The sequence below is a fragment of the Streptomyces sp. NPDC087300 genome, from assembly GCF_044744425.1.
Classification (GTDB): Bacteria; Actinomycetota; Actinomycetes; order Streptomycetales; family Streptomycetaceae; genus Streptomyces.
The window spans coordinates 880,780-893,908 of record NZ_JBIUYI010000001.1 but is presented as its reverse complement, the minus strand read 5'-3'; the positions used below and the strand labels follow the sequence as shown (position 1 = coordinate 893,908).

At 73.1% G+C, this 13,129-nt stretch carries 12 protein-coding genes; 9 read left to right on the top strand and 3 right to left on the bottom strand.

Going from position 1 to position 13,129, the window contains the following annotated elements:
* Positions 1 to 4: 4 nt before the first annotated feature.
* The gene (locus ACIO9J_RS03655) at positions 5 to 1,000 is read right to left on the bottom strand and encodes an SDR family oxidoreductase (RefSeq protein WP_401991891.1); all 996 of its coding nucleotides are present in this window, start codon (positions 998 to 1,000) and stop codon (positions 5 to 7) included.
* A 198-nt stretch (positions 1,001 to 1,198) separates the two neighbouring features.
* Positions 1,199 to 2,251, bottom strand: a complete 1,053-nt coding sequence (locus tag ACIO9J_RS03650) for an NAD(P)/FAD-dependent oxidoreductase (RefSeq protein WP_401991888.1) — start codon at positions 2,249 to 2,251, stop codon at positions 1,199 to 1,201.
* Between the two features lie 91 nt (positions 2,252 to 2,342).
* Between ACIO9J_RS03650 and ACIO9J_RS03645 the strand changes: the two genes are divergently transcribed.
* The 4 genes from ACIO9J_RS03645 (at position 2,343) to ACIO9J_RS03630 (ending at position 6,406) form a co-directional block, all read left to right on the top strand.
* Positions 2,343 to 3,008, top strand: coding sequence for a helix-turn-helix domain-containing protein (locus ACIO9J_RS03645; protein ID WP_401991885.1), 666 nt, complete (start codon positions 2,343 to 2,345; stop codon positions 3,006 to 3,008).
* 103 nt (positions 3,009 to 3,111) lie between these two features.
* Positions 3,112 to 4,080 (top strand): NADPH:quinone oxidoreductase family protein, encoded by a 969-nt coding sequence (locus tag ACIO9J_RS03640; protein WP_401991882.1) that lies wholly within the window; start codon positions 3,112 to 3,114, stop codon positions 4,078 to 4,080.
* The gene (locus tag ACIO9J_RS03635) at positions 4,077 to 5,258 is read left to right on the top strand and encodes an acyl-CoA dehydrogenase family protein (protein ID WP_401991879.1); all 1,182 of its coding nucleotides are present in this window, start codon (positions 4,077 to 4,079) and stop codon (positions 5,256 to 5,258) included. The genes ACIO9J_RS03640 and ACIO9J_RS03635 overlap by 4 nt, the downstream gene beginning before the upstream one ends.
* On the top strand, positions 5,255 to 6,406 hold the full coding sequence (locus ACIO9J_RS03630) for an acyl-CoA dehydrogenase family protein (RefSeq protein ID WP_401991876.1): 1,152 nt from the start codon (positions 5,255 to 5,257) through the stop codon (positions 6,404 to 6,406). Before ACIO9J_RS03635 ends, ACIO9J_RS03630 begins: the two co-directional genes overlap by 4 nt.
* Positions 6,407 to 6,456: 50 nt before the next feature.
* On the opposite strand, the gene ACIO9J_RS03625 is transcribed toward ACIO9J_RS03630, so the two are convergent.
* Positions 6,457 to 7,737 carry a DUF4157 domain-containing protein gene (locus ACIO9J_RS03625; protein ID WP_401991873.1) on the bottom strand — a complete coding sequence of 427 codons (1,281 nt, stop codon included), beginning with the start codon at positions 7,735 to 7,737 and terminating at the stop codon, positions 6,457 to 6,459.
* 265 nt (positions 7,738 to 8,002) lie between these two features.
* On the opposite strand from ACIO9J_RS03625, the gene ACIO9J_RS03620 reads away from it, so the two are divergent.
* Genes ACIO9J_RS03620 through ACIO9J_RS03600 form a run of 5 tightly spaced genes read left to right on the top strand, consistent with a single transcriptional unit; the run spans position 8,003 to position 13,084 of the window.
* Positions 8,003 to 9,595: an ABC transporter substrate-binding protein gene (locus ACIO9J_RS03620; RefSeq protein ID WP_401991870.1), complete on the top strand. Its 1,593-nt coding sequence runs from the start codon at positions 8,003 to 8,005 to the stop codon at positions 9,593 to 9,595.
* 59 nt (positions 9,596 to 9,654) lie between these two features.
* Positions 9,655 to 10,620 carry an ABC transporter permease gene (locus tag ACIO9J_RS03615; protein WP_401993038.1) on the top strand — a complete coding sequence of 322 codons (966 nt, stop codon included), beginning with the start codon at positions 9,655 to 9,657 and terminating at the stop codon, positions 10,618 to 10,620.
* Positions 10,613 to 11,479 carry an ABC transporter permease gene (locus ACIO9J_RS03610; RefSeq protein ID WP_401991868.1) on the top strand — a complete coding sequence of 289 codons (867 nt, stop codon included), beginning with the start codon at positions 10,613 to 10,615 and terminating at the stop codon, positions 11,477 to 11,479. Before ACIO9J_RS03615 ends, ACIO9J_RS03610 begins: the two co-directional genes overlap by 8 nt.
* 44 nt (positions 11,480 to 11,523) lie before the next feature.
* Positions 11,524 to 12,435 (top strand): ABC transporter ATP-binding protein, encoded by a 912-nt coding sequence (locus tag ACIO9J_RS03605; RefSeq protein WP_401993035.1) that lies wholly within the window; start codon positions 11,524 to 11,526, stop codon positions 12,433 to 12,435.
* Positions 12,428 to 13,084: an ABC transporter ATP-binding protein gene (locus ACIO9J_RS03600; protein ID WP_401991866.1), complete on the top strand. Its 657-nt coding sequence runs from the start codon at positions 12,428 to 12,430 to the stop codon at positions 13,082 to 13,084. The genes ACIO9J_RS03605 and ACIO9J_RS03600 overlap by 8 nt, the downstream gene beginning before the upstream one ends.
* Positions 13,085 to 13,129 lie beyond the last annotated feature (45 nt).

Below are 13,129 nucleotides of genomic sequence, written 5' to 3'. Positions count from 1 at the left end.
CTGGTCACCCCGTGAACGGCCCCCGCCCCATCTGCTCCCTGACCGTCACCACCGGCGGGCTCACCAGGGCGCGGCGCTGCCAGTTGGCGCCGTCGACGACCAGGGTGTGGCCGGTGATGAAGCGGGCGTAGGGCGAGGCGAGGAAGGTGGCGGCCCAGCCGAGTTCGCGGGGGTGGCCGACGCGCAGGGCGGGCTGGCGGGCCGCCTTGTCGTGGGCGCGATCGAGGTTGCCGCGGATGTCCGCCGTCATGTCGTCGTGCGGCATCAGGCCCGGCACCAGTCCGTTGACCTGGATGCCGTAGGGGCCCCACTCCACCGCGAGGCTCTCGACCAGGCTCTTCACGCCCGCCTTGGCCGCGGCGCTGTGCGCGAAGCCGGGTCCGCCCGTCCAGGCGTACGACGCGCCGACGTTGATGACCGAGCCGGGGGTGCGCGCGGCCAGATGGCGGCGGCCGAACTCCCGCGTCATGTAGAACGTGCCGTTGAGCGTGGCGTCCACCACCGAGCGCCAGGCGTTGGGGGACATGTCCTCGGAGGGGACGGGGAAGTTGGCGGCCGCGTTGTTCACCAGGACGTCGGGGAGGCCGTAGGCGCGCCCTGTTACGTCGAAGACCTCGGCGACGCGCTCCGGATCGCGGATGTCGCACCCGGTGGCCGTCACCCGCCCGCCCAGGGAGGCCAGTTCGTCGCGCGCCGCCGCGAGCCGGTCCTCCTTGCGGCTGGCGATCACCAGGTCGGCGCCGAGCCGCGCGAACTCCGCGGCGACGGCCTTGCCGAGGCCGGTCCCGCCGCCGGTGACCAGGACGACCGTCCCGTCGAAGGTGCCGGGCGGCAGCGCGCTCGCGCCGGACGGGGGAGGGGCGGGCAGCCCGCGCAGGTCGGCACCCGGTCCGTCCGACGTCGCGGCCGGCCCCGTCGCGCCCGTCCCCGTCGAGCCCGGCCCCGTGGCGTCCGGCCCTGTCGCGCCCGTTTCCGCCGCGTCCTCCGCGTGGTCCGTCATCCGCGCATCCCTCCGTCGCACGCGGGCCCGCACGAGAGCCCGGCCCGCTGGTGTGCGCATCGATACCGCGTACGGGTCCAAAGCTCCAGGGGCGTACGGCTCCTGGGGCGCACGACGCCGAACGGCGGGCCCGCACGGCCCCGACTCGGCGGGGCCCCGAGTCCGCACGCGGCGCAGCCCCACACACGCGGCGCAGCCCTACACCGGCAGCCCGTGCGCCCGCTCGCCCATCACCGCACGCGACACCGCCGCCTCGGCCTCCGCCGTGAACACCCCGGCCCTGCGCCGCTCCACCGTCGCGTCGACGTCCTCCATCAGGAGCTCCGCGTTGATCGTCAGGCCGGCCCGGTAGCCCATGCTCGCCGCGTTGATGACCTGCTCCATCGCGCTCGCGGCGTTGCCGACCGCCCAGACGCCGGGGACGCTGGTGCGGCCCATCTCGTCGACCACGGGGTACGGGCCGAACGGCGTGTCCTCGGTGTCGGCGCCGAGTTCCGCGAGGAGGCCGGTCCTGGCCACCGGCTTCGCGGCGACGAACAGGGTGGAGCGCGGGAAGACGCGTCCGTCGGCGAGCCGCACCCCCGTCAGCCGGTCGTCCTCGACCTCCAGGCCCGCGACCTCGCCCTCCACCACGGAGACGCCCGCGGCCGCGAGGCGCTCCCAGTCGGCGTCCGGCAGCTCCCGCACGGTGTGCAGGAAGAGGGTGACGTCCTTGGACCACTGGGTGACGAGCAGTGCCTGATGGCTGGTGAAGGGCTCCGCAGCGAGCACGCCGAACGCTTGGTCGCGCACCTCCCAGCCGTGGCAGTACGGGCAGTGCAGCACGTCGTTGCCCCAGCGCTCCGCGAGCCCCGGCAGTTCGGGCAGCTCGTCCACGAGGCCGGTGGCGACGATCACCCTGCGGGCCTGTGCGGGGGCGCCGTCCGCGAGGGTGAGCGTGAATCCGCCCGAGCCGTCCCGCGCCACCGAAGTCACCCGGTCCCGCACGATCCGCACGCCGTAGCTCGCCAGCTCCTCACGGCCCTCGGCGAGGAACTCCGCGGGCGGCATGCCGTCCCGCGAGAGGTAGCCCTGCATGTGCGCGGCGGGCGCGTTGCGCGGCTCGCCCGCGTCGACGACGAGGACCCGGCGCCGCGACCGGCCGAGCACGAGGGCCGCGCTCAGGCCCGCCGCGCCGCCTCCTACGACGACGACCTCGTACGGGTACCGCGCGTCGGCTGCCCTGTCCTGGCTGCTGTTCTTTCCGGTCATGGTGACCACCTCCACGGACACCATCGGCCCGATACTGCGAAATCGACAAGCGGCATTGCCGATACCGCAAGAACTGCGTCATGATGACGGCATGAGAAAAGCGCGCGAGGAACCGAAGGACCACGAGGAGGCGGCGGAGCCGGAGGGGGCGGGAGCGGCCGAGGCGCCCGAGGAGATGGACCAGGTCCTCACCGAGGTCGGCCCGCGGCTGCGCCGCATCCGCAAGGAGCGCGGCGCCACTCTGGCCGCGCTCTCCACGGCCACCGGCATCTCGGTGAGCACGCTCTCCCGGCTCGAATCGGGCCACCGCAAGCCCAGCCTCGAACTGCTGCTTCCCATCGCCCGCGCCCATCAGGTCCCCCTGGACGAGCTGGTCGGCGCGCCACCGGTCGGCGACCCGCGCGTGCGGGCCAAGCCGATCGTCCGGCATGGGCGCACGATGCTGCCGCTGACCCGGCAGCCCGGCGGCCTCCAGGCGTACAAGGTGGTCGAGCCCCCGCGGACGACGCCCGCGCCGGATCCCCGGACGCACGAGGGGTACGAGTGGCTGTATGTCCTCTCCGGGAAGCTGCGGCTGATCCTCGGCGACCACGACGTGGTCCTCGGGCCCGGTGAGGCGGCGGAGTTCGACACGCGCGTGCCCCACTGGTTCGGGGCGACGGGTGAGGGAGGGGCGGAGTTCATCAGCCTGTTCGGGCCGCAGGGGGAGCGGATGCACGTACGGGCGCGGCCCACCCGCAAGGAGAAGGGGGACTGACGGTTCCCCCCTGGGGGCATTCTCCCGAGGGCATTCCCCCAGGGCAAGCGACCGCTTAGTATGCGGTGGAGCCCGGTCTACGACAGCCCCGTGGAGGCCCCGCATGCAGGCATGGCAAGTGCACGAGAACGGCGAGCCGGGCGAGGTGATGCGCCTCGGCGAGGTGGCGAGGCCAGAGCCGGGCGAGGGGCAGCTGCTCCTCAAGGTCAGGGCCGCGAACATCAACTTCCCGGACGCGCTGCTCTGCCGTGGCCAGTACCAGATCAGGCCGCCGCTGCCGTTCACGCCCGGCGTGGAGATCTGCGGCGAGACCGAGGACGGCCGCCGCGTGATCGCCAACCCCGCACTGCCGTACGGCGGCTTCGCCGAGTACGCCGTCGCGGACGCCACGGCCCTGCTGCCCGCGCCCGACGCGCTCGACGACGCCGAGGCCGCCGCGCTGCACATCGGCTACCAGACCGGCTGGTTCGGCCTGCACCGGCGCGCGCACCTCCAGGCGGGCGAGACGCTCCTGGTGCACGCGGCCGCGGGCGGCGTCGGCAGCGCCGCCGTACAGCTCGGCAAGGCGGCGGGCGCCACGGTCATCGGCGTGGTCGGGGGCGCCGAGAAGGCCGCGGTCGCCCGCGATCTCGGCTGCGACCTGGTCCTTGACCGGCGCGCGGACGACGTAGTCGGCGCGGTGAAGGAGGCCACGGGCGGCCGCGGCGCCGATGTCGTCTACGACCCGGTGGGCGGCGACGCCTACGCCAAGTCGGCCAAGTGCGTGGCCTTTGAGGGCCGCATCGTCGTGGTCGGCTTCGCCAGCGGCGCCATCCCGACGCCCGCGCTGAATCACGCGCTCGTGAAGAACTACTCGATCCTCGGCCTGCATTGGGGTCTGTACGCGAGCAAGGACCCGCGGTTGATCCTGCGCTGTCACGAGGAGCTGACCGAGCTTGCCGCCAAGGGTGCGATCAAGCCGCTGGTCAGCGAGCGCGTCCCGATGGAAGGGGCCGCCGCCGCGGTCCAGCGCGTCGCCGACGGAGTGACCACCGGACGCGTCGCCGTCCTGCCGTACGGAGGAGCAGCATGACCGACGCCGCCGAACTGGTCATCCGCACCCAGGAGTTGCTCGCCGCGCACCCGCCCGCCACGACGGACCGCACGGACTTCCTCAAGGCCCGCTTCGACGCCGGACTCGCCTGGGTGTACTACCCCGAGGGCCTGGGCGGGCTCGGCGCGGCCCGCTCGGCGCAGGCCGTCGTGGACGCCGAACTGGAGGCCGCGGGCGCCCCCGACAACGACCCGCGCCGCATCGGCATCGGCCTCGGCATGGCCGCGCCGACGATCCTCGCCTACGGCACCGAGGAGCAGAAGCGCCGCTTCCTCAGGCCGCTCTGGGTCGGCGAGGAGGTGTGGTGCCAGCTCTTCAGCGAGCCCGGCGCCGGATCCGATCTGGCCGCGCTCGGCACCCGCGCGGTCCGGGACGGCGACGACTGGGTGGTCAACGGGCAGAAGGTGTGGACCTCCAGCGCCCACGTCGCCCGCTGGGCCATCCTCATCGCCCGCACCGACCCCGACGCGCCGAAGCACCGCGGCATCACGTACTTCGTGTGCGACATGACCGACCCGGGCGTCGAGGTGCGGCCGCTGCGCCAGATCACCGGCGAGGCCGAGTTCAACGAGGTCTTCCTGACCGATGTGCGCATCCCCGACGCGCACCGCCTCGGCGAGGTCGGCGACGGCTGGAAGGTCGCCCAGACCACGCTGATGAACGAGCGCGTCTCGATCGGCGGCGCGCGGATCCCCCGCGAGGGCGGCATGATCGGCATCGTCGCCAAGACCTGGCGCGAGCGCCCCGAACTGCGCACCCACGACCTCCATCAGCGCCTCCTCAAGCTCTGGGTCGAGGCCGAGGTGGCCAGGCTCACCGGCGAGCGGCTGCGCCAGCAGCTCGTGGCGGGCCATCCGGGACCCGAGGGCTCCGGCATGAAGCTCGGCTTCGCCCGCCTCAATCAGGAGATCAGCGGCCTGGAGGTGGAACTCATGGGCGAGGAAGGCCTGTTGTACGAGGACTGGACGATGCGGCGGCCCGAACTCGTCGACTTCGTGGGCCGCGACGCGGGCTACCGCTATCTGCGCGCCAAGGGCAACAGCATCGAGGGCGGGACCAGCGAGGTCCTGCTCAACATCGTCGCCGAGCGGGTCCTCGGGCTGCCCTCCGAACCGCGTACCGACAAGGACGTCGCCTGGAAGGACCTGGCCCGATGAGCGATCTTCTCTACACGGAGGAGGAGGACGCGCTGCGCGCCGCCGTGCGCGGCCTCCTCGACGACCGCTGCGACGCCGCCGCCGTGCTCGCGCGCGTCGAGACCGACCGGCCGCACGACCTGGAGCTGTGGAAGACCCTCGCCGGGGAGATGGGCCTTGCCGGGCTCCTGGTCCCCGAGCGGCTCGGCGGCCAGGGTGCCTCGCACCGCGAAGCGGCCGTCGTGCTGGAGGAGCTGGGCCGCGCGGTGGCGCCCGTGCCCTATCTCACCAGTGCCGTGGTCGCCACCGAGGCGCTGCTGGCCTGCGTGGGCGCGAAAGCGCACACGAAGGCGGGGACGCAAGCGGACACGGAAGCGGACACAGGCGCCGGCGAGGCCGCCGAGCTGCTCGGCGCGCTCGCCTCCGGCCGAGTGATCGGCGCGCTCGCCGTCGGCCACGCCGTCGCGCCCGGCGCACCGCTGACCGGCGGCGTACGGCATGAAGGGGGTGCGCTCCAGGGCGAGTTGACCGGCATCGCGGACGCCGCGGGCGCCGATGTGCTGCTGGTGCCCGCCGACGGCGCCCTGTACGCCGTCGACATCGCGCAGGACGGCGTCACCGTCACCCCGCAGGTCTCCCTCGACCTGACGCGGCCGCTCGCCACGGTGACCTTCCACGCGGCACGCGCCCGTGAGCTGACGCCCGACGCGCGGACCGCGGTGCGCGCGGGCCTGCGGGCCGGTGCGGCGCTGCTCGCCTCCGAGCAACTCGGCCTGGCCGAATGGTGTTTGACCGAGACCGTCCGCTACACGAAGGAACGGCACCAGTTCAACCGGCCCGTCGGTTCCTTCCAGGCGCTCAAGCACCGGCTCGCCCAGCTCTGGCTGGAGGTCGTGGGCGTCCGCGCGGCGGCCAGGAACGCGGCCGACGCGCTCGCCACCGGGAGCGCGGACGCGGAGGTCGCGGCGTCGCTCGCGCAGGCGTACGCGGCGCCCGTCGCGGTGCATGTCGCCGAGGAGGCGCTCCAGTTGCACGGCGGCATCGGCATGACCTGGGAGCACCCCGTGCATCTGTGCCTCAAGCGAGCCAAGGCCGACTCGATCGCCTTCGGCACGGCGGGACGCCACCGCGAGGCGCTGGCGGAGCTGGTGGACCTGCGGGCTCCCTGAGCGTCCCGTGTCCCTGCCGGGCCGCTTTCGGGCGGCCCGGCAGGAACCTGTCACACCGGGAAGGAGCTGTCGCCCTCCCAGGTCACGGTGACCTTCTCGGGCAGCAGGCCGTGGATGACGGCGCGGCCCGCGTCCCGCGCGAACAACTGCGCGATCCCCACGGTGTCAGCGGCGGGGAAGCGGTCCTCCAGCGCGGCGACGACCTGCGCGGCGGGCACACCGACGGCCGCGGCGAGGTTGGCCGTGTTCGGCGGCCTGCTGTCCCAGCCGGTCGCGGCGTTGCCCGGACCGACGTGTATGGAGTCCTGGGCGGTGAGGGCGGAGGCCCCCGCGTCGTCGATGAGGTTCTGGCCGTCCAGCGGGCGGGCGGTCAGGTGGAAGTGCGTGCCCTTGATCTTCACGGCCGAGGAGTTGCCGTTTCCCGTCTCGTTGCCGAGGACCAGCATCACGTTGAGGTGCACGGCCAGTTTGGCCGTCTTGCCCTCGTGGCTGACGGTCACGGTCTTGGGGCGTGAGATGAGGTTGTTGCCGCCGTTGTTGCGGCACTCGGGGCCGAAGTCGAAGCCGCCGAGCACCCGGCGGGGGCTCTCCGCGTCGTTGCCCCCGCCGACGATGATGTCCAGGATCCTGGTGCCGCTCGAAGCCCGCCAGGGGGCGTCGGCGACGCGCTGGACGGCGGGCGAGCCCGCCGTGGCGGAGGCCCGCTGCACATCGGTGTCGGCCTCCGCGACCTCGGGAGCCGGGCCCGAGAGCACCCGGTGCGCGTTGCTCTCCGCCTCGCGCTCGAACCGGTCCGAGGGGTCGGAGACGCGCAGTCCGCTGCCGTTGTCGGTGCCCGCGACGGGGCCGCTGCGCTGCTGGATGACATGGGTCAGCTCGTGGGCGAGCGTGTGCCGGTCGCCGCCGCCGTCGCCGATGACGACGTGGCTGCCCGAGGTGTAGGCGCGGGCGCCGACCTCGGCGGCCGAGGACTTGGCGGCACTGTCGTCGTGGATGCGCACGTCGGAGAAGTCGGCGCCGAGCCTGGCCTCCATGTCGGTGCGGGTGCCCTCGTCGAGAGGGCGTCCGCTGCCGCGCAGCACGTCGTGGACGGCGGAGCGCTGCACGGCCGGTTCGGCCTGCTGGTGTCCGCATCCCGCGCCGTGCCGGTGCTCCTCCTGCTCCTGTGCGTGACCCGCGGCGCGCAGCATCTGGACGACGGCGGCGTTGCCCGCTTCGGCCTGGAGGGCGAGCAGTTGCTCGCGGGGGGCTCCGGGTGCGGTCCCGGCCTTGCGCGCGGGCGCGTTCCCCCGGCCGGGTCCGCGCTGCCGTGCGTTGTCGTGCTCGTGCAAGATACCTCTCCCCACGCTGCCATGAAGTCCCTCCATGCATACGCGGCGGGCCGCCCGGGGGCCAGGTTCCGGAGGGCAGAGAGGCATGACCGAACGGGCACGGCGGAAGGGTCGCGTCCGATCGGGACCCGGCGGTGTCACTCGTGGTCCGTATTTGATGTGTTATGCACGTACCGGGTCCGGGCTGCGCGTTTTACGCCCCCATTACGTAAGGCATAATTGCGAGCTGTTCGCAATAACACTTGATCTTCAGTAGGGGTGTGGAATGAGGGCCCGATCGATACGGGGCACGGGTGGACTGGCTGCGGCCGTCTCGATAGCGGTCGCGGCCACGGCCTGCTCGTCGCCCGGTGACAGCGCGGGCGGCGGCGCCAAGGACTCGGCCGTCGTGGGCATCGCGTACGAGCCGGAGACCCTCAGCCCGCTCCTCGGCTACGGCAAGGACGGCAACTCGAAGATCTTCGACGGACTGCTCACGCACGACGCCGACATGAAGCTCAAGCCCGCGCTCGCGGCCGCGCTGCCCGAGGTCGCCGACGACGGCAAGACCTACACGTTCAAGCTGCGCAAGGGCGTCAAGTTCAGCGACGGCAAGCCCTTCACGGCCAAGGACGTCGTCTTCACGTACGAGACGATCCTCGACAAGAAGACCAACAACGCCGCCAAGACGGAGCTCGACGCCCTCAAGAGCGTCGAGGCCAAGGGCGCGGACGGCGTCGTCTTCCACCTGAAGTACCCCTACGCGCCGTTCGCCGAGCGCACCGTGCTGCCGATCGCCCCCGAGCACATCGCGGGCAAGCAGGACGTGAACACCGGCGACTTCACCACCAAGCCGGTCGGCACGGGCCCCTACGAGCTCGTGAAGTGGTCCAAGGGCGAGAAGCTCACCTTCAAGGCCAACCCCGGCTACTGGGGCGGTGCGCCGAAGGTCAAGAACTTCACGATGGCGATCATCAAGGACGACGACATCCGCGCCACCCGGCTCGACGCGGGTGAGCTCGACGGCGCCATCCTGCCGCCCAACCTCGCCAAGAAGTACGCGAACGACGGCGACAAGAAGACGTACGCCGCCAAGACCTTCGACTACCGCGTGGTGACCCTGCCCACCGGCAACAAGGTCACCGGCGACACCGACGTCCGCCGCGCCCTCGACGTCGGCGTGAACCGCAAGGCCATGGTCGACTCGATCCTGGACGGCGCGGGCAAGGAGGCCTACGGGCCCGTCCCGACCGACAGCCCCTGGTTCACCAAGGGTACCGAGCGCAAGTTCGACGCGGCCAAGGCGAAGAAGATCCTCGACGACGCCGGGTGGAAGCCGGGCAAGGACGGCATCCGCGAAAAGGGCGGCGTCCAGGCGAAGTTCCCGCTCTGGTACCTCTCCGGCGACAAGCTCCGCCAGGACCACGCCCTCGCCTACGCCTCCGATGCCAAGAAGCTCGGCATCAAGGTCGAGGTGCAGTCCGGCACGTGGGAGGTCATCGAGCCCCGGATGCCCAAGGACGCGGTCCTCGGCGGCGGCGGCTCCCCGGCCGACCCGGACTTCGACCAGTACACGCTCCTGAAGTCCTCCCTCGCCGGTGACGGCTTCAACAACATGGCGCACTACGACAACGCCAAGGTCGACAAGGCCCTCGAAGAGGCCCGCAAGAGCGGCGACCGCGACGAGCGCCAGACGGCCTACGACACCGTCCAGCGCGAACTGGTGAAGAACCCCGGCTACACCTTCCTCACCCACATCGACCACCTCTACGTCGTCGACAAGCGCTTCGGCGACCTGAGCACCCAGGTCGAGCCGCACGACCACGGCCTCGCGTCCGGTCCCTGGTGGAACGTCGAGGACTGGCAGCCGGAGAAGTGACCTCCGCGATATCGAAGGCTCCGGAGGAGCCGGCCGCGCGCCGGCTCCCCTGGGGGCCGATGGCCCGGCTCACCGCACGGCGGGCGCTGTTCGCCGTGCCGGTGATGCTCGTCGTCACCTTCGGCGTCTTCGCCATCGCCGCCGCGTCGCCCTTCGACCCCGTCAAGGCGTACGCGGGCACGGCGGGACTCACCGCCTCGCAGGAGAACCTCGACCAGCTGCGCGCCAACCTCGGCGTCGACAAGCCGCTCGTCGGCCAGTGGTGGGACTGGCTCACCTCGGCCCTCACCGGCGACTTCGGCAAGTCCAGCACGCTGCGCCAGCCCGTCGCCGACGTCATCGGCGAGCGGATCGGCTGGTCCGTGCTGCTCGCCGCCACCGCGTTCCTGGTGGCGATCCTGCTCGGCACCACACTCGGCGTGCTCGCCGCGCGCCGCCCCGGCGGCTGGCTCGACCGCGCCGTCACCTCCCTCGCGTACACCCTCGAAGCCGCGCCGCCGTTCTGGCTCGGCCTGCTCGCCGTCTGGCTGTTCGCCCTCAAACTGGGCGTGCTGCCCTCCGGAGGACTGACCGACACGGCCAGCTCGACCGTGACGGCGGGCCAGGTCGCGAGCCACCTGGTGCTGCCCGCGGGGGTGCTCGCCGTCTCCCAGCTGCCCTGGTTCGTCCTCTACGTACGCCAGGGAGTCGGCGACGCGCTCGGCGACGACCCGGTACGCGGGGCACGCGCGCGTGGCCTCGCCGAGCGGACCGTCCTGCTCGGGCACGCGCTGCGCTCCGGCATGCTGCCCGTGCTCACGCTCATCGGCTCCCGCGTGCCCGAACTGATCACCGGGGCGCTCCTGGTGGAGACCGTCTTCAGCTGGCCCGGCATCGCCGCGGCCACCGTGCAGGCCGCGACCGCCGTGGACTTCCCGCTGCTCGCCGCGCTGACCGCGCTCGCCACCGCCGCGGTCCTGCTCGGCAACCTCGTGGCCGACCTCCTGTACGGCCTCGCCGATCCCAGGGTGGGTTTCGATGGCTGACCTCGTCTGGCGCGCGCACGGAAGCGCGCGCCGCTCCACGCGCGCGTGGCGGATGCGCACCTCCGCGGTGCTCGTCGCCGCGGTCGTCCTCGCCGTCCTCGTCGTACCGCCGCTCGTGCACCTCGACGAACAGGCCGTCGACCTGGCGGCCAAGCTGCGGCCGCCGTCCTGGGAGCACCCCTTCGGGACCGACGACGTCGGCCGCGACCTGCTGCTGCGCTGCGTCTACGGACTGCGCGTCTCGCTCCTGGTGGGAGTCGTCGCGGCCGTCGTCGCCACCGTCATCGGCACGGCCGTGGGCGCCCTCGCGGCCGCCTCCGGAGGCTGGGTCGACCGGGTCGTGATGCGGCTCGTGGACGTCTTCGCGTCCGTGCCGCACCTGCTGCTCGGCATCTTCATCGTCGCGATGTTCCGGCCCGGCGTCTGGCCCGTGGTCGTCTCCGTGGCGCTCACGCACTGGCTCTCCACCGCCCGCATCGTGCGCGCCGAGGTCCTCTCGCTGCGTTCGCGCCCCTACGTCGACGCGGCGATCTCCGGCGGCGCGTCGCGGCTGCGCGTCACCGTGCGGCACCTGCTGCCCGGCGTCCTGCCGCAGGCCGGACTCGCGGCCGTCCTGATGGTGCCGCACGCCATCTGGCACGAGTCGGCGCTGTCCTTCCTCGGCCTCGGGCTCCCCTCCCACCAGGCCAGCCTCGGCACCCTGGTGCAGAGCGCGCGCGGCTCGCTGCTCGCGGGCGACTGGTGGCCGACGCTCTTCCCCGGCCTGTTCATCATCGTGCCCACCCTGGCGATCGCCGGCCTCGCGGGCGCCTGGCGGGAGCGCATCAACCCCCGGCGCCGATCGGAGCTCATGCTGTGACGGTCCCCGTCCTGTCCGTACAGGGCCTCTCCGTACGGTTCCGCATGCGCGGTGGCCGCCACGTCGCCGCCGTCACCGACGCCACCTTCGACCTCGCGGCGGGGGAGTGCCTCGCCCTGGTCGGCGAGAGCGGCTGCGGCAAGTCCGTGCTCGCCTCCGCGCTGCTCGGGCTGCTCCCGCAGAACGCGGAGACGGCCGGGTCCGCGCTGCTCGGCGACACCGACCTGCTCACCGCCGACGAGCCGACCCTTGCCCGCACCGTACGCGGGCGGCGCGTCGGCCTCGTACCGCAGAGTCCCGCCGCGCATCTGACGCCCGTACGGACCGTGCGCTCCCAACTGGAGGAGACGCTGCGCGAGCTCATGGGCGTGCGCAGGCCGCAGTTGCGGGCCGCGGCCGTGGCGGCCGCCGAGCGCGCCGCGTTCCCCGCGGGGCACCTCGACCGCTATCCGCACGAGCTGTCCGGCGGGCTCGCCCAGCGCGCCGCCACCGCGCTCGCGCTCATCGGTGACGCGCCGCTGCTGCTCGCCGACGAGCCCACCACCGGACTCGACAGGGACCTCGTGGAACGCACCGTCGACGAACTGCGCAGGCACGTCGGCGAGGACCGCGCGATGCTCCTGATCACCCACGACCTCGCCGCCGCCGAGCGGATCGCCGACCGGGTCGCGGTGATGTACGCGGGCCGCGTGGTCGAACTCACCGACGCGGCAGGCTTCTTCGGGGCGCCGGGACCCCGGCACCCGTACGCCAGGGGGCTCCTGAACGCCCTGCCCGAGCGGGAGTTCACGCCCATCCCCGGCATGCCGCCCGAACTGTCCGCGCTCCCCGCCGGGTGCGCGTTCGCCGCGCGCTGCGACCGTGCGGACGAGGCGTGCGCCGCGGTCCCCGCGCTGACCGGATCCGCGGCCTGTCACCACCCCCACGCGGACGTGCTGGAGGCACCCCGTGCTTGAACTGCGCGGCATCACCGCCGGATACGACCGGCGCGCCCCCGTCGTCCGGGACGTCGACCTCACCATCGCGCCCGGCGAGTCCGTCGGGCTTCTCGGGCCCAGCGGCTGCGGCAAGTCGACCCTGGCGCGGGTCGCGGCGCTCCTGCACCGGCCCGACGCCGGGCGGGTCGTCATCGACGGGGAGCCCGCGGGCGGATGGCGGCACACGGCGCCGCGCGCGCAGCGGACCGCGTTCGGTGTCGTCTTCCAGCAGCCCAGGCTCTCCGCGGATCCCCGGCTCTCGCTGACCGATCTGATCGCCGAGCCCTTGCGGGCGGTGGGGCGCGGCTCCGAAGCGGCGTCCCGCGTCGCCGAGTTGGCGACCGTCGTCGGGCTCGGTGCGGACCTGTTGGGGCGGCGGCCGCACGAGGTCAGTGACGGACAGCTGCAACGGGCCTGTCTGGCACGCGCGTTGGTGCTGCGGCCGCGGTGGCTCATCTGCGACGAGATGACGGCGATGCTCGACGCCTCCACGACGGCCGCGCTGGTCGGCGCCGTGGAGGAGTACCGGAGCGAGTCCGGGGCGGGCCTGCTGGCCGTCGGCCATGATCGCGTGCTGCTCGAACGGTGGTGCGGGCGCACCGTGCGGTGGGAGGAACTGGCCGCCTAGGGGTGCCTCCTGAGGCTGGTTCGCGGCCGCGGGCGCGTCGTGGCT

Excerpts from the sequence above, each read along its gene's own strand:
- ACIO9J_RS03655 (WP_401991891.1), bottom strand. The coding sequence starts at position 1,000 with ATGACGGACCACGCGGAGGACGCGGCGGAAACGGGCGCGACAGGGCCG.
- ACIO9J_RS03650 (WP_401991888.1), bottom strand. The coding sequence starts at position 2,251 with ATGACCGGAAAGAACAGCAGCCAGGACAGGGCAGCCGACGCGCGGTAC.
- ACIO9J_RS03645 (WP_401991885.1), top strand. The coding sequence starts at position 2,343 with ATGAGAAAAGCGCGCGAGGAACCGAAGGACCACGAGGAGGCGGCGGAG.
- ACIO9J_RS03640 (WP_401991882.1), top strand. The coding sequence starts at position 3,112 with ATGCAGGCATGGCAAGTGCACGAGAACGGCGAGCCGGGCGAGGTGATG.
- ACIO9J_RS03635 (WP_401991879.1), top strand. The coding sequence starts at position 4,077 with ATGACCGACGCCGCCGAACTGGTCATCCGCACCCAGGAGTTGCTCGCC.
- ACIO9J_RS03630 (WP_401991876.1), top strand. The coding sequence starts at position 5,255 with ATGAGCGATCTTCTCTACACGGAGGAGGAGGACGCGCTGCGCGCCGCC.
- ACIO9J_RS03620 (WP_401991870.1), top strand. The coding sequence starts at position 8,003 with ATGAGGGCCCGATCGATACGGGGCACGGGTGGACTGGCTGCGGCCGTC.
- ACIO9J_RS03615 (WP_401993038.1), top strand. The coding sequence starts at position 9,655 with ATGGCCCGGCTCACCGCACGGCGGGCGCTGTTCGCCGTGCCGGTGATG.
- ACIO9J_RS03610 (WP_401991868.1), top strand. The coding sequence starts at position 10,613 with ATGGCTGACCTCGTCTGGCGCGCGCACGGAAGCGCGCGCCGCTCCACG.
- ACIO9J_RS03605 (WP_401993035.1), top strand. The coding sequence starts at position 11,524 with ATGCGCGGTGGCCGCCACGTCGCCGCCGTCACCGACGCCACCTTCGAC.